General features: G+C 69.6%; 21 protein-coding genes. 7 read left to right on the top strand and 14 right to left on the bottom strand.

The window, feature by feature from the left end:
• Together VM840_01950 and dnaA are read right to left on the bottom strand one after the other, a co-directional pair.
• Positions 1-453: DNA polymerase III subunit beta (locus tag VM840_01950; GenBank protein HVL80339.1), on the bottom strand; the 453-nt coding region annotated here is incomplete at its 3' end.
• Positions 454-679: 226 nt separating this feature from the next.
• Complete coding sequence (gene dnaA, locus VM840_01955; protein ID HVL80340.1) at positions 680-2,059, bottom strand: chromosomal replication initiator protein DnaA; 1,380 nt, start codon at positions 2,057-2,059, stop codon at positions 680-682.
• Positions 2,060-2,277: 218 nt separating this feature from the next.
• On the opposite strand from dnaA, the gene rpmH reads away from it, so the two are divergent.
• From rpmH to VM840_01975, 4 genes are all read left to right on the top strand, one after another.
• Positions 2,278-2,412: a 50S ribosomal protein L34 gene (gene rpmH / locus VM840_01960; protein ID HVL80341.1), complete on the top strand. Its 135-nt coding sequence runs from the start codon at positions 2,278-2,280 to the stop codon at positions 2,410-2,412.
• Between the two features lie 370 nt (positions 2,413-2,782).
• Positions 2,783-3,049 (top strand): membrane protein insertion efficiency factor YidD, encoded by a 267-nt coding sequence (yidD, locus tag VM840_01965; protein HVL80342.1) that lies wholly within the window; start codon positions 2,783-2,785, stop codon positions 3,047-3,049.
• Positions 3,049-3,834 (top strand): YidC/Oxa1 family membrane protein insertase, encoded by a 786-nt coding sequence (locus VM840_01970; protein ID HVL80343.1) that lies wholly within the window; start codon positions 3,049-3,051, stop codon positions 3,832-3,834. The genes yidD and VM840_01970 overlap by 1 nt, the downstream gene beginning before the upstream one ends.
• An 18-nt stretch (positions 3,835-3,852) precedes the next feature.
• Positions 3,853-4,515 carry a Jag N-terminal domain-containing protein gene (locus VM840_01975; protein ID HVL80344.1) on the top strand — a complete coding sequence of 221 codons (663 nt, stop codon included), beginning with the start codon at positions 3,853-3,855 and terminating at the stop codon, positions 4,513-4,515.
• Positions 4,516-4,568: 53 nt separating this feature from the next.
• Here the strand turns inward: VM840_01975 and VM840_01980 are convergent, their stop codons facing one another.
• Positions 4,569-4,901 (bottom strand): hypothetical protein, encoded by a 333-nt coding sequence (locus VM840_01980; protein ID HVL80345.1) that lies wholly within the window; start codon positions 4,899-4,901, stop codon positions 4,569-4,571.
• A 38-nt stretch (positions 4,902-4,939) separates the two neighbouring features.
• Between VM840_01980 and VM840_01985 the strand changes: the two genes are divergently transcribed.
• The 3 genes from VM840_01985 to VM840_01995 are packed head-to-tail and all read left to right on the top strand — an operon-like array spanning position 4,940 to position 7,804.
• Positions 4,940-5,656 carry a 16S rRNA (guanine(527)-N(7))-methyltransferase RsmG gene (locus VM840_01985; protein ID HVL80346.1) on the top strand — a complete coding sequence of 239 codons (717 nt, stop codon included), beginning with the start codon at positions 4,940-4,942 and terminating at the stop codon, positions 5,654-5,656.
• Positions 5,657-5,708: 52 nt separating this feature from the next.
• Positions 5,709-6,884, top strand: coding sequence for a ParA family protein (locus VM840_01990; protein ID HVL80347.1), 1,176 nt, complete (start codon positions 5,709-5,711; stop codon positions 6,882-6,884).
• A gap of 44 nt (positions 6,885-6,928) precedes the next feature.
• Positions 6,929-7,804, top strand: coding sequence for a ParB/RepB/Spo0J family partition protein (locus VM840_01995; GenBank protein ID HVL80348.1), 876 nt, complete (start codon positions 6,929-6,931; stop codon positions 7,802-7,804).
• Positions 7,805-7,810: 6 nt separating this feature from the next.
• Here the strand turns inward: VM840_01995 and VM840_02000 are convergent, their stop codons facing one another.
• The 11 genes from VM840_02000 to VM840_02050 form a co-directional block, all read right to left on the bottom strand.
• On the bottom strand, positions 7,811-8,749 hold the full coding sequence (locus tag VM840_02000; GenBank protein ID HVL80349.1) for a D-alanine--D-alanine ligase: 939 nt from the start codon (positions 8,747-8,749) through the stop codon (positions 7,811-7,813).
• Positions 8,749-9,984: a PLP-dependent aminotransferase family protein gene (locus VM840_02005; protein HVL80350.1), complete on the bottom strand. Its 1,236-nt coding sequence runs from the start codon at positions 9,982-9,984 to the stop codon at positions 8,749-8,751. The genes VM840_02000 and VM840_02005 overlap by 1 nt, the downstream gene beginning before the upstream one ends.
• Before the next feature lie 47 nt (positions 9,985-10,031).
• On the bottom strand, positions 10,032-11,090 hold the full coding sequence (locus VM840_02010) for a peptidoglycan-binding protein (protein HVL80351.1): 1,059 nt from the start codon (positions 11,088-11,090) through the stop codon (positions 10,032-10,034).
• A 7-nt stretch (positions 11,091-11,097) separates the two neighbouring features.
• Positions 11,098-11,424: a thioredoxin gene (trxA, locus tag VM840_02015; protein ID HVL80352.1), complete on the bottom strand. Its 327-nt coding sequence runs from the start codon at positions 11,422-11,424 to the stop codon at positions 11,098-11,100.
• A gap of 97 nt (positions 11,425-11,521) precedes the next feature.
• Positions 11,522-12,661, bottom strand: a complete 1,140-nt coding sequence (locus VM840_02020; GenBank protein HVL80353.1) for a mandelate racemase/muconate lactonizing enzyme family protein — start codon at positions 12,659-12,661, stop codon at positions 11,522-11,524.
• Positions 12,662-12,732: 71 nt separating this feature from the next.
• Complete coding sequence (gene trxB / locus VM840_02025) at positions 12,733-13,671, bottom strand: thioredoxin-disulfide reductase (GenBank protein ID HVL80354.1); 939 nt, start codon at positions 13,669-13,671, stop codon at positions 12,733-12,735.
• Positions 13,672-13,709: 38 nt separating this feature from the next.
• Positions 13,710-14,987, bottom strand: coding sequence for a serine/threonine-protein kinase (locus tag VM840_02030; GenBank protein HVL80355.1), 1,278 nt, complete (start codon positions 14,985-14,987; stop codon positions 13,710-13,712).
• Positions 14,987-15,820, bottom strand: a complete 834-nt coding sequence (locus tag VM840_02035) for a DegV family protein (protein HVL80356.1) — start codon at positions 15,818-15,820, stop codon at positions 14,987-14,989. The genes VM840_02030 and VM840_02035 overlap by 1 nt, the downstream gene beginning before the upstream one ends.
• An 11-nt stretch (positions 15,821-15,831) precedes the next feature.
• Positions 15,832-16,185 carry a hypothetical protein gene (locus VM840_02040; GenBank protein HVL80357.1) on the bottom strand — a complete coding sequence of 118 codons (354 nt, stop codon included), beginning with the start codon at positions 16,183-16,185 and terminating at the stop codon, positions 15,832-15,834.
• 62 nt (positions 16,186-16,247) lie between these two features.
• On the bottom strand, positions 16,248-17,825 hold the full coding sequence (murJ, locus tag VM840_02045) for a murein biosynthesis integral membrane protein MurJ (protein ID HVL80358.1): 1,578 nt from the start codon (positions 17,823-17,825) through the stop codon (positions 16,248-16,250).
• Positions 17,826-17,836: 11 nt separating this feature from the next.
• The coding region (locus tag VM840_02050; protein HVL80359.1) for a hypothetical protein at positions 17,837-18,204 on the bottom strand (368 nt) is incomplete at its 5' end.

Below are 18,204 nucleotides of genomic sequence, written 5' to 3' on the forward strand. Positions count from 1 at the left end.
CACCGGACGCGTCTCGTCGCGGGACGCAGCGGGAGCCACCTGTCCGAGAGCCTGAGAGAGCACGTCCCCAGGCACCGTGAACGCCGTCGATCCGTCGCCCGGCTCCGTCCGCGGGAAGTCCTCGGCCGGCAGGGAGCGGAGGCTGTACCGGGCCCGGCCGCCTGCGATCCTCACCGTCCCGTCCTCCGTGACGAGCTCGACCTCGTCGGACGGCAGGTTGCGAACGATCTCCGCCAGGTAGCGGGCAGGGACGACGAGCTTGCCCGCCTCGCCCGTGACGGGCAGGGTCACTCGGGTGGTTATCTCGAGGTCGGTCGTGGTGAGTGTCAGCTGGGTGTCGTCGAGCTCGAGCAGTACCCCCGACAGTGCCGGTATGCCTGCCCTGGCTCCCACGCTGCGCAGGACGGTCTGCAGCGCCTTCGACAGCTCGTCGGTGGGACAGATCAGCTTCATGTCTTCCTCCCCAGGGTCCTGTTGTTCCTCGTTAAAGAGTTTCTTTCTCCGTAGCCGTAATAAGGGCTGTGCACCCTGTGCGTAACCGCCTCCTGGGGCAGGTCAACGCGGGTCCTCGGCCTGGGGACAGTATCGGGACGGATGGGGACAGCCCCGGCCCGACCGGACACATCCGTCCGGACCGTCCACACGCGTCCCCAGATCTTCTCGCTCCGTCCCCAGGTATTCACGGGTTCCCCGTCCGCTTGCGGATGCGGGTGGTGAGGTCCTGGATCTGGTGGTAGACGACCTTCTTCTCAGGTAGGAGCCGGGCGACCTTCTTGATCGCGTGGAGCACGGTCGTGTGGTCGCGGCCGCCGAAGGCCTCCCCCACCTTGGGCAGGGACAGGTCGGTGAGCTCCCGGACGAGGTACATCGAGATCTGGCGCGCGTGGACCAGGGACCGGGAGCGGTTCGAGGATCGCAGGTCGTCCACGGAGACACCGAAGTAGGCGGCCGCCTCGGCCATGATCGTGTCCACCCGGACGGGCTCGGCTCCCGAGGTCGGGAAGAGGTGGCCGAGCACCTCCTCGGCCAGCTGCATCGTGACCTGGGTCTGGTTGAGCGAAGCGAAGGCGACCACCCTTATCAGCGCCCCTTCCAGCTCCCGGACGCTGTCCTCGACGCGGGAGGCGATGTACGCGATGACCTCCTCGTCCACGTTCATGTGGCCCTGCTCTGCCTTCTTGCGAAGGATCGCTATGCGGGTCTCGAGCTCGGGCGGCTGGACGTCGGTGATCAACCCCCACTCGAACCTGGAGCGGAGCCGGTCCTCGAGGGTGGCGATCTTCTTGGGAGGCCGGTCGGAGGAGATGATGATCTGCCGGTTCGCGTTGTGCAGGGCGTTGAACGTGTGGAAGAACTCCTCCTGCGTCCGCTCCTTGTTCTCGAGGAACTGGATGTCGTCGATCAGGAGGAGGTCGTTCTCGCGATAGCGGCGCTGGAACGCCTCGGTCCGCTCGTCCTTGATCGCGTTGATGAAATCGTTGATGAAGGTCTCCGAGGAGACGTACTTGATCTTCATGTGCGGGAAGAGCTGCTGGGTATGGCTACCGATGGCGTGCAGGAGGTGCGTCTTGCCGAGCCCGGAGTCCCCGTAGATGAACAACGGGTTGTAGGCGCTCGCGGGAGCCTCGGCCACGGCCAGGGCAGCGGCGTGAGCGAAGCGGTTCGAGGCTCCGATCACGAAGGTGTCGAAGGTGTAGCGGGGGCTCAGGGCGGAGGCTTCCTGCTGCTGGGGAGCCGCGTGAGGGGCGGTCTCCACCTGCGGGGGGGTCTGGACCGGGAGGGGCTGCACGGCCACGCTCCCCGGGGGGGTCACGATCTCGATACGCAGGCTCCGGCCGGTCGCCCTGCTGACTGCGTCGGTGAGGACCCCTCCGTACCGCTGTTCCAACCACTCCTTCGCGAAGGTGTGAGGTGCTCGGAGCGTGATCGACTCCTCGGTCAGGGCGACCGGATGCGTCTCCTCGAACCAGGCTCGGGAGGCCGGATTCTCGAGACGGTCACGCACTACGCTGAGACACTCCTGCCAGACCGCCTGCACCGTGTTCGGCGCCACTCGCACCACTCCCCCTAGCTGTTCGGCGGGTTATCCACACCCATCTCCACAGGTGTGGAAACCGCTCCCGGAACGAAAAAAACGGCCCGGAGGCCGTACCCGCCGCGGCGGGCCTGTGCATAGTAGCGGCGGTCCGACTCGCTGGTCAATCCCCGGTTGACCTGCGGTTTCTTTGCAAGTACCCTGCTAGAGCCACATCTCGTCCCCAACACCACGGATCGGATATGAAGCGAACGTACCAGCCCCACAACCGACGTCGGAGCCGCACCCACGGCTTCCGCAAGCGCATGCGGACACCCGGCGGCCGCGCCGTCCTGCGCCGCCGTCGCCAGAAGGGCAGGAACCGGCTGGCTGCATGATCGCCCGCCACCGGCTGAGGACCTCGGCCGATGTCCGGCGGGTCATCCAGCGCGGCGGCTCGGTGGCTGGTCCAGGGTTCGTCCTGTACCATCTGCCCAGGGATGAACCTGAGCCGTCCCGGTTCGGTTTCTCCGTCCCCCGAACGGTAGGCAGCGCGGTCGCGCGCAATCGTGTACGGCGGCTGCTCCGGGAGGCGTGCCGGGCGTTGATCCCCAGGATCAGGCCGGCGGACGTGGTCGTCGTCGTCCGCAGCTCCGGCGCCGCCTGGGGGCTGGTGGAGCTGGACCGACACCTGTCGGACGCGGCGGCTCGGGCGGGCTTGACCCTCCCACCACATACACCTCGACCCGCGAAGGAAGGCACCTCGAGATGACGCCAGCGGCGCGCCTGATCCTCCGCCTCATCCGGCTCTACCAGGACGGTGTCTCCGCCAGACGCGCGCCTGCCTGCCGGTGGCAGCCGAGCTGCTCCCGGTACGCCGCAGAGGCGGTCCAGCGGCACGGAGCGCTCCGGGGGACGTACCTGGCGACCCGACGCCTGCTCCGCTGTCACCCGCTCCGCCCCGGCGGGGTCGACCTCGTACCCGAACGCTTCACCCTGCAGGCCCCCATCTCCCAGACGAAGGCGGCTCGCTGATGTCCGCGCTCTGGGACCAGTTCGTCGACGTCTTCGCCAACGGGCTGGAGACCCTCGCCGGTGCCTTCTCGACGCTCGGCGACCATCGCTGGGCGGCCGCGATCATCGTGCTGACCCTGATCGTGAAGACGCTGCTGATCCCCTTGACGGTGAAGCAGGTGAGGTCGCAGCAGGCCATGCAGCGCATCCAGCCCGAGGTCCAGCGGCTGCAGAAGAAGTACGCGAAGGACCGGGAGCGGCTCGCACGCGAGCAGCAGGAGCTGTGGAAGCGGGAGGGCGTGAACCCCCTCGGGTGCATGTTCCCGATGCTGGCCCAGATGCCGATCTTCTTCGCCGTCTACCACGCGATACGCAACCTGAGCTCTCGCCAGGACGTGGAGATGCCGTTCCTGGGCCTCGGGGAGCTGACCGATATGACGAGTCAGAACCTGCTCGGGGCTGGGGGCCTCCTCCTCACGCTGATGATCCTCACCCAGGTGATCAGCACAAAGCAGCTGAGCACCACGACCGACCCACGCCAGCAGAGGCTCTTCATGATCATGCCGGTCTTCTTCGGGTTCATAATGATGCAGTTCCCGGTGGGGTTGGTGCTCTACTGGACCACCCAGAACATCTATCAGTTCGTACAGCAGAAGCTGATGCTCGGGCGGTTCACGAAGCCCGAAGAGATAAGCACGAAAGCGATCGAGAAGGGCGCATCCGCCGGGGTCAACGGCAACCGTGCCGGGACGACGAAGAATGATCGCAAGAAGAAGAACCAGAACGTGAAGCGTCGCTCTCGCTGACGCCGGAGGAGCATCACGATGCCCTGGATCACGAAGGACGGCCGTACGGTCGAGGAGGCGCGCGCGGCGGTCGTCGCCCACCTCGGCCTGCCGGAGGAGGACCTGGAGGTCGAGGTCCTCAACGAAGGCGCGAAGGGACTGTTCGGGTTCGGGGGCGAGCCCGCCGTGGTCCGAGCCCGCCCACGGACGGAGGCGGTCGATGTCCGCGATGCGTTCCACGACGATCCTTCCCGTCCCCCGGCTCCGCTGGACCCAGAACCGCAGGTCAACGCAGATGTCACCGGGTCGGATGACGGCGACGGGACCGACCCGGACGAGCGCCAGGAGGTCACCCAGCAGGTGGCGCTCGAGATGGTCGAGGGGATCCTCCAGAGGATGGGCCTGAGCGGGGACGTCCGCTCCCGGGTGGACGGCGGCACGGTCTACGTCGAGGTCTCAGGCGAGGACATGGGGATCCTCATCGGCCGCGGAGGCGCGACCCTCGAGGCGCTCCAGGAGCTCGTGCGCGCCGGCGTGCAGCGGCGGTTGAAGGCTCGCGGGTCGGTCGTGGTCGACGTCGAATCGTACTGGGAGAGACGCAAGGGGGGGAGGCGCTCCGGCGATCGGCCGCGCGCGAACGGTGGGGCCGGTGCGCCTCGCAGAACGCGCGAGGATCCGGCGGACATCTCCGAGGGGTCCTGACTCGGGACGCGCCACTTAATCCGAGCTTGAGGGCTTGCGTCAGGACCGGATTTTCACAGTCCATACGTCTGCTTCATGCGCGCGAAACGCTCAAAAGCGTGGCCGTCTATCTCGGCGGTGAGGTGAGCGTCCAACAGAGGGACGAGCCGACGCAGCGTCGGACCCCGCACCAGCCACTGGTAGTACTCCCGCCCCGAGTGGTTGTATGGTCCGTAGAGGCGGGACCCTGGGACGGCCGCCGTGAGGAATCGGAAGAGAGCCTCGTGTCGAACGTGCATCCGGACGATGATCGAAGGCTGACGCCCGTCACCGCCGAAGCTGCCTTCTCCCACCAGCACGCCCACCAGCACCCCCGTGGTGAACGCGTCCATGCTCGCCTGCTCCACGGCCGAGCCCTCCTGACCTGGGGTTGTTGTTACACCGTATGGTAGCACGTGAAACATCGCTCATCGAGGGCCTCGTAGCGGCAGGGGTCGACCAAGACTCGGCAGCGCGCGCGGCGCCCGACCTGATCCGGTTCGCCGACCTCCTCGCCGAGGATGGGGTGCGTCTGGGGCTCCTCGGCCCGGCGGAGCGCGAGCGGATCCTCGCGAGGCACATCATCGACTCCGCCGCCCTCCTCCCGTTGGTGGGCCCAGGCCCCCTCGTGGACGTCGGGTCCGGAGCCGGCCTCCCGGGGGTCGTGCTGGCCTACCTCCGCGACGAGGGCGCGATCCTCCTCGAAGCCTCGGAACGGAGGTGTGCCTTCCTTGAGCAGGTGGCGAGCAGCGATCCGTCGATCGTTGTGGTTCGCGGGCGGGCAGAAGAGGTGGGGCGAGACGCGCGCTGGAGGGAGAAGGCAGCGACCGTGGTGGCCCGGGCCCTCGCGCCGCCCCCGGTCGCCCTTGAGCTGTGCGCCCCACTGGTCGCGAAGCGGGGACGGGTGGTCCTGGCGGCGGGCCCCTCCGCGATCGGGTCCCTGGAGGCGGCGAGCGCAACGGCCGCCGAGCTGGGCCTCGGCACGCCTGTTCTCCGGCGCCTCCGAGTTCCTGGCGCGACCGGGGGCGGATACGCCATAGTCGCTGTGAAAGAGGAGGAGACCCCTCAGAGGTACCCGAGACGAACCGGGGTCCCCGCGCGTCGACCGCTCGGCGGGCGGTAGGATCGCGGGACGGGGCAGGTCTCCTGCCGCGCCGTCAACGAGCGGGGGCCCGATGCGGATCGCGATCACGAACCAGAAGGGCGGGGTCGGGAAGACGACCACCGCGGTCAACCTGGCCACGGCCCTCGCGGCGAAGGGGCGCAGGACGCTCCTCGTCGACCTGGACCCCCAGGCGAACGCGACGACCGGGGTCGGGATCGACCACAGGGACCTCCCGGGGTCCGTGTACGACGTGATCGTCGCCGGCGCCGAAGCACGTTCGTTCATACGCCGGTCCGAGCATCCGAACCTGGACGTCCTGCCGTCCTCGATCGATCTGGCGGGCGCGGAACTCGAGCTGGTTTCGGCGCTGGCCCGGGAGACCAAGCTCCGGTCCGCCCTGGAACGGCTCTCGGACGACTACGACGTGATATTCATCGACTGCCCTCCCTCGCTCGGACTCCTGACCGTGAACGCCCTCACCGCGTCCGAGATGGTCCTCGTGCCGATCCAGTGCGAGTACTACGCTCTGGAGGGCCTGACCCAGCTGATCCGCAACGTAGACCTCGTCCGAGGCGGACTCAACCCGACCCTGGAGGTAGGCGCCATCGTCTTGACGATGTACGACGCCCGGACGAAACTCTCCGAGCAGGTGGCCGAGGAGGTGCGGAGCTACTTCGGCGACCGGGTCTTCGACACGGTGATCCCGAGGAGCGTCCGTCTGTCCGAGGCTCCCTCCTACGGGCAGCCCGCGGTGACCTTCGACCCGTCCAGTCGAGGGTCCATGGCGTACCGGTGGCTAGCCGACGAGTTCGACGCCAGGTTCTTTCCTCAGATTTCGGAGTACCCGACGGGGGAGCCCGAGCCGGGTCCGGACCTCGCTGAGGAAGCGCTCGGCCACGCCAACATTCAAGGAAGCGAGATGGACGGGGCAGACGACCTGTTCGGAGCGACTCCAGCCCGCCCGGACGGATCGCAAGGGGGGACCCTCCCTCATGATCGGCTCGAACCGGGGTCCGATGATGAGGACGCCGTCCCTCCTGAATCTCCAGGGGGTGACGATGCCTCGGAGAGGTGGGGCTCTCCGCCCGTGGAGGACCACACGCGCGCCCCGGACCAGGACGGGCGAGAGCTCCCTGGGAGCGCTTCGGCTGCCGGGTGGCTCGCTCTCGCGGCCGACCAGGTCGCAAGGTGGGTCCGGGTTCGCGGCCCACGTCCCGGCCGCATGTCAGGTCGCACAGCGTGGTAACGACGAGGCTGTTGGCGCACGAACACCACGGAGGGTGGTAATCGATGGACGCACCCGGAGAGAGGGCGAAGACGAGGCGAGCGGGACTCGGGCGCGGGCTGGGTGCTCTCCTCCCCGCGGCGGAGGGCGGGGACGCCCGTGTCATCGAGCTGGACATCGACCAGGTCAAGCCGAACCCACGTCAGCCGCGGCAGGACTTCGTCCAGGAGGACCTGGAGGAGCTGTCAGCGTCGATCCGGGAGCTGGGGCTCCTTCAGCCGGTGGTCGTCCGGCCGGCCGGGGGAGGGTACGAGCTCCTGGTCGGAGAGCGTCGGCTGCGGGCTTCAAAGCTGGCCGGGGTCCGGCGCATCCCGGCCATCGTCCGGGAGGCGGACGACCGGGAGGCGTTGGAGCAGGCCCTCGTGGAGAACCTGCAGCGCGCCGACCTGCACCCCTTGGAGGAGGCCCAGGCGTACCGCAACCTGGTCGACCTCTTCGAGCTCACGCAGGAGGAGGTCGCCCGACGGGTCGGGAAGGGGCGCGTCCACGTCACGAACACCTTGCGCCTGCTCGACCTCCCCGACACCATCCGGATGTTCGTATCGCAGGGAGCGTTGACCGCCGGGCATGCCAGGGCCCTCCTGCAGATCAAGGACGAGACGCTGCAGGAAGCCGTCGCCCGCCGGGCGGTCGAGGAGGGCCTCACCGTCCGTCAGGTCGAGGCCATCGCCCGCAAGAGCCAGGAAGGCGAGGGGAAGGGGCCCGGTCGCGGTCGGAGCGGTCAGCGACGCGCCAAGTTCCCCGACCTCGAGGACGCGCTGTCCGACCGGTTCTCGACCGAGGTCCAGATCGAGGTGGGACGGGGTCGCGGTCGGGTGGTGATCACCTTCGGCTCCCGCGACGACCTGGAGCGGATAGCGAGGATGCTCCTCGAGGGCTGAGCGCGATCAGGCCGTCACGGGAGAGCGGGCGAGCGCCGCGTCCACGACCGTCCGCACGAAGTCCTCGAAGCTCATGCCGGCCTCGGCGACCGCGAGCGGGAGGAGCGACGACTCGGTCACCCCGGGACACGGGTTGACCTCGAGAACCACCGGCTCCCCGTCGGAGACGATCATGTCGACGCGGCCCAGATCGCGCATCCCGAGCAGGGCAGCCGCACGCTCGGCGACGTCCCGTGCGGCCGCGAGGACGGCGTCCGGCAGGGAGGCCGGCACGACGAAGTCCACGGCCCCCGGGGAGACACGGGAGTCGAAGTCGAAGATCCCCGATGACGCGCGGACCTCCACCGGGGGGAGGGGGCGTAGAGGGGACCCGACGAGGCTGACCGCCAGCTCCGTGCCGGCGACGTAGGACTCCAGCATGACGCGGTCGCCGTAGTTGAACGCGGCCATCACGGCAGGGGAGAGCTCGTCGGGTTCCCGGACCAGGGCCAGCCCGAGCGCACTGCCTTGGGCGACCGGTTTCACGATCAACGGGTACCCCAGGTGGTCGGCGGCTTCACGCACGGCCGGTCCGGCTCCCATCTGGCGGACGGCCTCGGCCGACAGGTCGAAGGACGGGGGCGTCGTTATCCCATCGCGTCTCAGCATCCCCTTCGTGAGCACCTTGTCGAAACAGACCTGACATGCGAAGGCGTCCGAGCCGGTGTAGGGGCGTCGCAGCGCCTCGAGGATGGACTGGATGGTGCCGTCCTCCCCGTCGCGCCCGTGCAGCGCGATGAAGCTGGCGTCTGCCGAGACCAGGGCCGGCGAGAGGCGCTCGTCCACGTCGAGTTCCACGACGTCATGGCCGAGCTGCTGCAACGCGGAGGCCACGTGGGCGCCCGACCTGGATGAGAACTCACGTTCGAGTGAGCGCCCCCCGCGGATGACGGCGATCCTCGGCATCAGATACCGAGGCTCCGGCCGAGCTCGAGCTCCTCGTCGAGGACGCGTCCGAGCCGCTCGACACCCTCCTCGATCTGCTCGATGGAGGGGTAGGAGAAGTTGAGGCGCATGCTCTGCTTCCCGTCCGTCTTCACCGGGTAGAAGGCCGTGCCCGGCACGTACGCGACACCTCCCCGCAACGCCCGCGCGAGCATGTCACGCGTGTTCAGGGGATCCGTGACCGTCACCCACACGAAGAGTCCGCCCTCGGGCGGTCGGACGACGACCTCCCGCGGCAGGTGGCGGTCGATGGCGTCCAGCATCGCCTGGCAGCGCTCCCGGTACACCTTCCGGACGATCTGCAGGTCCTCCTCGGTGCTGCCGGAGGACAGGTACTCCTCGGCGACCATCTGGTTGAAGGGAGCGGTGCATAGGTTGGCCGCCTCCTTGGCGAGGACGAGCCTTTCGCGGATCGGCTGGGGGGCCAGGACCCACCCGATCCTGATCCCGGGGGAGAAGACCTTCGACAGCGTCCCGAGGTAGACGACCTGGTCGGGCGCGAGGGCACGGAGGGGCGTGACCGGGTCCCCCGAGAAGCGGACCTGGGCGTAGGGGTTGTCCTCGATGATCAGCAGGTCGGACCGCCGGCACACCTCGAGGATCTCGGCGCGCCTGGAGGGCGTCAGCGTCACGCCGCTCGGGTTCTGGAAGGTGGGAACCATGTATAGGAACTTCGCGCGCCTGCCCTCCCCGTGGAGGTCGATGATCGTCCTGGCGAGCTCCTCGGGGATCAGACCCTCCTCGTCGATCGGGACGGACCGCGCGTTCACCTGGTAGGACGAGAAGGCCGAGAGCGCGCCGACGTACGTGGGGGCCTCGGTGAGGATGACGTCGCCGGGGTCGACGAACACCTTCGCGATCAGCTCCAGTCCCTGCTGGGCCCCGTCCGTGACCACCACGTGGTGCGGGTCGGCGTCGATCCCCTCGAGCGCCATCAGATCGCAGAGCCGCTCCCGCAGTCCGAGCAGCCCCGTCCCCGGTCCGTACTGCAGCGCCACCCCGGAGGCGCGGGCCAGGACGGCCTGGACGCACTCGGCCACGCGTCCGGCGACGGCGTCCGTGTAGGTGTTGCCCCCGGCCAGGGACACGATCTCCGGCCGCTCGAGCACGGAGAACAGCGCGCGGATCTCCGAGCCGCTCATCTGCTCGGTGCGGCGCGAGTAGATCTCCCGGTACGGGTCGACACCGGAGGCCATGGCTCATTGTCCCCGAGATCGGCGCCCGAGGGGCAGCGGCTCGCGCGTCAGGCGGTGAGCGAGAAGTAGTCCCGCACGCCGGCCGCGACGGCTTCTCCGAGCCCGGTGAGGTACGGGTCCTCCACCCACAGCGAGTCGCTCCCGGGGGAGGCGAGGTCCACCACGACCGCCGGCATGCGCGTCTGGCGGAGGAACGGGAGGTTGCGGCCCAGCACCGAGGGGGCCCGTCCGACGAGCGGGCGCAGCCGCTCCGAGAGCGCCTCGGCGAGGTCCCTCCCGGCCGAGGAGTGCGTGCCCTCGACCGACCAGTACGCGAGCGACGGTCCGGGGTCGGGACGGCACCCGACGTGGAACGAGACCGCGGCATCCGAGCGGGATGCGTTCGCGGCTCCGGTCCGACGGTCGACGTCCGGGCCCTGGTGGACGAGCCGCGAGTAGACCGGTTCTGCGCCGAGTCCAGTGAGGTGGAGGTGGGCTGCCTCCGCGACCCGGTAGACCACGTAGGACTCAGGGACCCCGGGCGAGGTCACGATCCCGACGTCGCGGCCGCCGTGCCCTGGGTCGAGGTAGATCGTGCGACGCTCCACGCCCCCGGACTCCCGGGCTATCCGCTCTCGGAGCGCGGCCTTGCTCCCGGGGAGGATCCGCCGGGAGAGACGGGACAGGGCCTCCAGGGTGTCGCGGGCGACGATCCCGTCGGTCGGGAGCCCGCTCCCGCGTTGGAACTGCCTCAGAGCGGTCTGGGTCTCGACGCCGAAGATCCCGTCCTCCTTGCCTGCGTCGAAGCCGAGGGCGTTGAGCCGGATCTGCAGGTCCCGGACGTCGTCCCCACGCAGCGGCGGGTGCCTCAGGTACAGCATCCGGTTCCCGAGCCGGAGCCCGGCCTCCACCAGCTCCCGCCAGGTGAGGGGCCCCACGATCCCGTCAGGGACGAGCCCTCGACGGACCTGGAAAGCCTTCACCGCCGATGTCGTCTCGCGGTCGAACCGTCCTCGTTCGGCGGGCGTGACGGGATAGCCGAGCGCCTGGAGCCGCGCTTGGACGTCCAGCACGTCGGGCCCTGAGTCGCCCGCGCGCAGCAGCCGTGCCTGTGGGGGCTGCCTCACGGTCGGATCAGGCCAGGTGCGGCTCGATCTCCCTGAGCAGCTGCTCCTTGCCCCTGGACCCGACCAGCCTGACCTTCTCCTGTCCGCCCTTGAACAGGATCAGCGTCGGGATGCTCATCACCCCGAAGCGCTGGGGGATGGCCTGGTTGTCGTCCACGTCGACCTTCGCGATCCGCAGCTTGTCGCTCTGCTCGGTCGCGATCTCGTCGAGGATGGGGGCGATCTGCCTGCACGGCGCGCACCATTCGGCCCAGAAGTCCACCAGGACGGGGGTGTCGCCGGAGATCGCCTGGTCGAAGCTCTCCGCGGTGAGTGTCGAAACGCTGTCGCTCATGGGTCCTCCCAGGGTGTCGTTCGGAGTCATACTACCGGCGGGGCTCCCCCGACCGGTCGGGCAGGTAACCCCCGCTACCTACCCGCCGATTCCCCGTCTACGCGACCTCGGTGCCATGGGCGGCGACCGCCTCCCAGTCCACCTCAACGCCGAGCCCCGGACCCTGGGGTACCGCGATGGCGCCGTCCGGATCGATGTCCAGCGTCCGGGTCAGCATCGCGTCCCGGGCTTCGGGCACCCAGGAGCCGGGCTCGAACGGGAACTCGCACCAGCCGGCGTTGGCGGCCGCCCCCATGCAGTGGAGGTTGGCCGCGAGACCCAGCCCGTTCGTCCATGTGTGCGGCGCGTACTCGGCCCCGAACGTCTCGGCGAGGATGGCGATCTTGCGGGAGAAGAGGATCCCTCCGGAGAGCGCGACGTCGGGCTGGACGATGTCCAGGCCCCCGCGCACCAGGAGCTCCCGGAAGGGATGCAGGTCGGCGAGCATCTCGCCGCCCGCGATCCGGACGTCGGTCTGGCCGCGCAGCGCCGCGTAACCCTCGTAATCGTGCTGGTACAGGGGCTCCTCGAGCCAGTAGACGTCCAGCTCCTCGCAAGCCTGGGCGAACCTGAGGGCCCGCTTGAAGTCCCACTCGGGGTACGGACCCAGTCCGTGGACGCGCCAACCCTGGTTGGCGTCGACCATGATCGTGAAGTCGTCACCCATGGCCTCCCGCACCGCCTCGACCACCGCGATGTCCTCCGCGATGCTCGGGTGACGGACCCGTAGCTTCACCGCCCGGAACCCCAGGTCTCGCAGCTGCTCGCACGTCTCGACGTGCTGCGCGGGCAGCTTCAGCTCCCCGGTGGAGGCGTAGGCCTGGAGCCGGTCGCGCGCTCCCCCGAGCAGCTTGTACACGGGGAGACCGGCCACCTTCCCGATGATGTCCCACAGCGCCGGCTCGACGTGCCATGCCCGGTACCCGAGGACCTGCGTGGAGGACCGCAGCGTCTTGAGGATGTCCTCGACGCTCGTGACCTCGCGACCGGACAGGTAGGCCCGCAGGATCGGGACGTACCCCGCCGCCTCCTCGAAGACCGCGATGCCCGCTGCGGCCCCCTGGACCCCGTCGCTCGTGGTGATGCGGTATACGACGCACGAGTTCGCCTCGCTCGGCACACCCGGCACCCAGGACGGCGCGAACGGCGCCGGGAGCGGGAAGTGGCAGATCCAAGCCTCGATCTTCTCGATCCTCATGCGCCGCACCCTACCAACCGGGGGCCCCGCCCCGGGACGGCCGAAGCGTCGCCCGCGAGCACGGACGCGACCTAGGCGTCCCCCTGCGACTCCAACCACCGCTCGGCGTCGATCGCCGCCGAGCACCCCATCCCGGCGGCGGTGATGGCCTGCCGGTAGATGTGGTCGACGCAGTCGCCCGCCGCGAAGACCCCGGGGACGGAGGTGCGGGTGAACGGGTGGTCCACGAGGATGTAGCCCTGCGGGTCCATATCGAGCTGTCCCTCGAAGATCTTCGTGGCCGGATCGTGTCCGATGGCGACGAATACGCCGTCGGCCTCCATGAAGCTGTCCTCACCCGTCTTGACGTTGCGCAGGTGCAGCCCGGTCAGCGAGTTGTTCTCCCCCGCCACCTCTGAGACGACCGTGTCCCAGACGAACGCGATCTTCTCGTTGGCGAACGCCCGGTCTTGGAGGATCTTCGACGCGCGCAGCTCGTCGCGTCGGTGGACGAGCGTGACGCTGCGTCCGAACCGGGTGAGGAAGAGCGCCTCCTCGACCGCGGAGTCGCCCCCGCCCACCACCACGATCCGCTTCTCGCGGAAGAAGAACCCGTCGCACGTGGCGCAGTACGAGAGCCCGTGTCCCGTGTACCGCTTCTCGCCGGGGATGCCGAGCGTGCGGGCCACCGCGCCGGTCGAGACGATCACGGACCTGGCCAGGTGGAGGTCCTCCCCGGACCAGACCTTGAACGGCCGCTCGGACAGGTCGACCCGCGTGACGTCCTGAGACAGGATCTGCGTCCCGAACCGCTCCGCCTGCTTGCGGAAGGACTCCATCATCGGGGGCCCGAGGATCCCGTCCGGGAAGCCGGGGAAGTTCTCCACGTCGGTCGTGAGCATGAGCTGGCCCCCCCAGACCGTGCCCTCGAACAGCAGCGGGTTGAGGTTCGCGCGCGCCGCGTAGATGCCGGCCGTGAAACCGGCCGGGCCCGACCCGATGATCACAACCTCATGGACCTGGTCGCTCATGTCTCCTCCAACGCGGCCCCGGAAGCCCGTATTCCGGCCTACGGAGGATACAGCGCGACCTCGGACACCCCGCACGCCCAGGACCGTTCCGATCCGGGGACACCCTGCACGAGCTGGGTGATCCACAGCAGCCACCACCGGTCCCGGGTCGCCGGGAACTCGACGACCGAGGCCTGGGCGGCCTGAGCCTGGACGGCGACGGTCGTCCAACGGTCCGCCCGCCCCTCCCGACGGGGGGCGTGGCGGATCTCGAAGGAGCAGCCCGGCTGGACGAGCACCACCTGGGACCGTCCGACGAGCTGCGGGGAGCCGAGGTCGATGACGACGCCCACGCCGTCCTTCAGTCCGGAGAACGTGGGCCCGCCGCTGTACCGCTCGGTGGCCCAGAAGGTCCGAGGATCGCCGTCCGCGATGAACGGCACGGCGGACCTACGCTCCCGGCCGTCGCCGAGGGGGTCGAAGTCCGAGAGGCTCGCCGGCCTGTAGGGCTCTCCCTGCACGCCTACCGGCTGTTCGGTCGGCTCCCCGGAAGGGGCGCGCTCGCCCAGGCGGGTGGCCGCGACGGCAGCGGCGGCCAGCAGCACGGCTCCCACGGCCACCGAGGCGAGCAGCAGCTTCCGCCGTCCCCGCTCGGGCTCCGGGGGCGTGGGTCTTAAGGCGTCGAGGTCCCGGCACGCGCGCTCGGCCGTCTGGTACTCGCCGGCGACCAGCCCGTCCACGATCCGCGAGAGGCCGCGCGGCTCGGCGGGGAGGGGGCGCTCGCCCGGTGTGCCCGGGTCGCGGCCCGTGAGCGCCCGGTACAGGAGGGAGCCGAGGGCCCTCAGATCGGCGGACGGGTGCGTCGTGCGGCCCTGGAGCGCCGGGCCGGTCAGCCCGAACTCGGACACCTTCGCCCCCTGCTCCGACATCATCACGTTCCCGGGGTGCAGGTTCCCGTGCGCGACGCCGCGTTCGTGCGCGTAGACGAGCGCCTCGCCCACCCCCATCCCGACCGCGATCGCGTCCTCGGGAGAGAGGGGGAGCCCGGCCCATGCGAGAGGGGCCGGCACGAGCTCGGTCACTACGAAGAAGTGCCCCGCGTCGTAACCGGAGTCGAACAGACGGACCACCCGCGGATGCGTCAGCGATGCGGCTATGCCCGCTTGACGCTGGAGGAGCTCGCGGTCGAGCTCGGGATCGAAGACGCGGACCGCGACCTGCCTCTCGAGACGCCTGTCCGTGGCCCGCCACACGGCGGAGCGCTCGTCGGAACCGAGCTGACGCTCGAGCCGGTACCGGCCCCCGATGAGGTGGCCGGGGGCCAGGTGCTCGAACATCAGGCGGAGGTGGTGAAGACCGCCCCGACCACGCCCGGCCCGGCATGGGTGCCCACCACGGGACCCAGCGACCAGATGTCCTCGCGGGGGACCTCGATGCCGCGGAGCATGCCGAGGAACTGGTCCAGGTCGGGAGCCTCGCCGTCCATCACGATCAGCCGCTCGATCGAGGACGCGTTGTCGTTCACGATCGTCGCGAGGTGCTGGAGGGCCCTTGTCCGGGTCCGGACCTTGCCGACCGGCTCGACCACACCGTCCACCACGCTGATGACGGGCTTCACCTGGAGCATCGTCCCCAGGAGGGCCTGGGCTCCCCCGATCCGGCCGCCCCGCCGCAGGTAATCGAGCGTGTCGATCACCCCGTAGAGCTGGGTGCGGTCGACCATCGACTTCAGCTCGTTGGCTATCTCGGCCATCGTCGCTCCCCCGTCGGCGAGGTCGGCGGCGCGCAGGGCCATGAGGGCCGTGGACGCAGAGACGGAGAGCGAGTCGACCACCTCGACCGGCAGGTCCGTCGAGCGCGCGGCGATGGTCGCGGACTGCGAGGTCGCGGAGAGCTTGGCCGAGAGATGGACCGAGACGATGCCGTCGGCGCCGTCCTCGGCGAGCTTTCGGTACACGCTCTCGAAGTCCCCCGGGCTGGGCGCCGCGGTGGCGGGGCTCTCCGTCGAGGAGCGCAGCTTGTCCCAGAACTCGCCCGCGCTGAGGTCCACGCCGCTGCGATAGGTGGTGTCCCCGAAGCGGATCGTGAGCGGCACCACCTCGATGCCTCGCGCGGCGGCGAGCTCGCTCGGGAGGTCGGCGGCTGAGTCGGTCACGATGCGTACGGGCACGGCGGGGCCTCCTATCGACGCAGGGGCACGGACTCGGTCACGATCACGGTCGCCCAGTCGGCGAAGGCGCCCACCCGATGGACGAGGAACGTCCTGGCGGTCTTCTGCAGGGTCACCGCGAGACGCCTGTTCACCTGGTCTATGCCGACGTCCACGACCTGGGCCTTGTCGGAGACGTACTCCTCCGCCCTCGCGCGGGCGATGCGGATGTCGGGGGTGCGCTCGTAGGTGATGTTCGCCTCGGTGGCGGCTTCGCTAGCCAGGTCGTGCGCTTGGATGCGGTTCATGACGAGGGAGCCGCCCTCGATGACGAGCAGTCCCATCAGGCCGCCGAAGACCAGCAGCTTCACGAGCCATGTCCCCACCTGTCCACGCTCGTCGGCGATGTGCGGCCGCCGCCGTGTCCGGTTCGTGGTGACCCTCCCGACTAGCTGCGATCGGTATCAGCGTCCGAGGTCGGCGCGCGGCGGACCCACCCGATCAGGATCTGTCGCTCTGGGATGCCGATGACCTGCGAAAACGCAACATAGAGTATAGCCCCGCCCCCCACGGCGGAAAGTATGCGAACCAGATCGCTTCCCCCGAGGTACCGCGTCGCCCATACGCCGGCGCCCATGATCGCGGCAGCCAGCGCGATCCGGCCGAGCGGCCCCACGAGCGCGCCGAGACCGAGCCCCCCAGGCACGCGACGGTCCAGCGCCCGGGCCAGCAGAACGGTCCCGACGACGTAGGCCGCTGCGTGTCCCATCGCGAGTCCGGGCACCCCGAACGCGAAGAAGAGCGGGAAGTTCAGCGCGCTGTGTACGGCGACCGCCACCGCGTTCAACAGAGCGGGGGTCCGCGTGTCCTGCAGCGCGTAGAAGCAGCGGGTCAGGAACTGGAACGCGGAGAAGAAGACGAGCCCGACGGAGAACGCGAAGAGGATCTCCGCCACCACCTCGGCGTCCGCGTCCGACGCCACCCCTCTGGCCAGGAGGAACCTCGTCAAGGGGCGGGCGAGCAGGAGGTACCCCACCGCGGCGGGCAGGAGCAGGTAGGCCACACCGCGGATGCCCTCGTGCACCCGCCCTCGGAACCGATCCCACGATCCCGATCCCGCGGCCTCCGACATCTCCGGGAGGAGGGCCGAGAACAGGCTCACCGCGAACAGGCCGTGGGGAAGCTGCAGGAACATGGCGGCGATGACGTACGCGGTGTAACCACCGCGAGCCTGCGCGGCGAGCGACATGACCACGTACAGCCCGGCCTGGTTGACGAGGACGTACCCCAGCACGAAACCCGACAGCCTCAGCACGGTCCGGACCGCTGGGTCGCTCAGGCTCGGCGCGAACCTCAACCGTTCGCCGCGGAGGTAGGGGAGGAGGGCCAGCGCCTGCACCGCGACCCCGAGGGTGGTCCCGGCTCCCAGGAGCACCCGGGCCCCCCTGCTGAGCTCGAGCCCCTGCTCGCCGAAGACGCGCGCGAACGCCAGGAAGGTCGCGATCACCACCAGGTTGTTGAGGACGGGGACGAACTTGGGAGGGCCGAACCTGCGGCGCGTGTTCAGGAGCGCCTCGGCGATCGAGGTGACGCCGTAGAACAGGATCTGAGGAGTGAACCAGCGGAACAGGTAGGTAGCGAGCTCCTGGGTGGCGGCGCGCGTCGCTGGGTCGGGCACCCGCAGGAGGTAGAGCCACATGATGAGGGGCGCGGCGGCGAACGCCACGGCCGAGGCGACGGACAGGGCGAGCAGCGATGTCGAGACGAGGGCGGACGGGTCCCCGCTGCGCTCGCTGCGCAGCGAGACCAGCACCGGGACGAAGACCGACGTGAATATGCCGCCCAGGAAGACCTCGTAGATGATGTTGGGCAGGGTGTTCGCGTAGTTGTAGGCGTCGGCGAGGCGGGTGGCGGTGACCCCCAGCGCATAGGTCATCGCCGCCACGCGGGCGAGACCGGTGATCCGGGACAGCGCCGTACCGACGGACATGACCGCCGTGTCGCGGTAGAGCCGGGCGGTTCCCATCTAGCGGGAGTCTAGGCCGCGCGGCGTCTGGACAACCACCACCGCCTGACGTACCAGGCCATGAGGAAGAGTCCCGCGCCGACGGTCACCGCCAGCGCCAGGACGTTCGCGGCGGTCGAGCGCACGACGACGTCGGCCTCACCCAGCAGGACCCTGCCGTCGGCCGAGCGCACCTCCACCTTGAGCGGGAACGTTCCGGTCGCCTCCGCGAGCGCGGGGAAGGTCAGGGTGGCGCCCCCGACGGGGAGCGGGTCGACGGCACGCGGGTTGCCGTCCGGGAAGGTCAGCTTCGCCGAGGTGAGCCGCACCGAGACACGCGCCGGATGTCCCGTCCGGTTGAGGACGGTGATGGGGATCTCCCCCCGCCGTGACGTGAAGG

It is taken from the genome of Actinomycetota bacterium (assembly GCA_035540895.1).
Taxonomy (GTDB): Bacteria; Actinomycetota; JAICYB01; order JAICYB01; family JAICYB01; genus DATLFR01.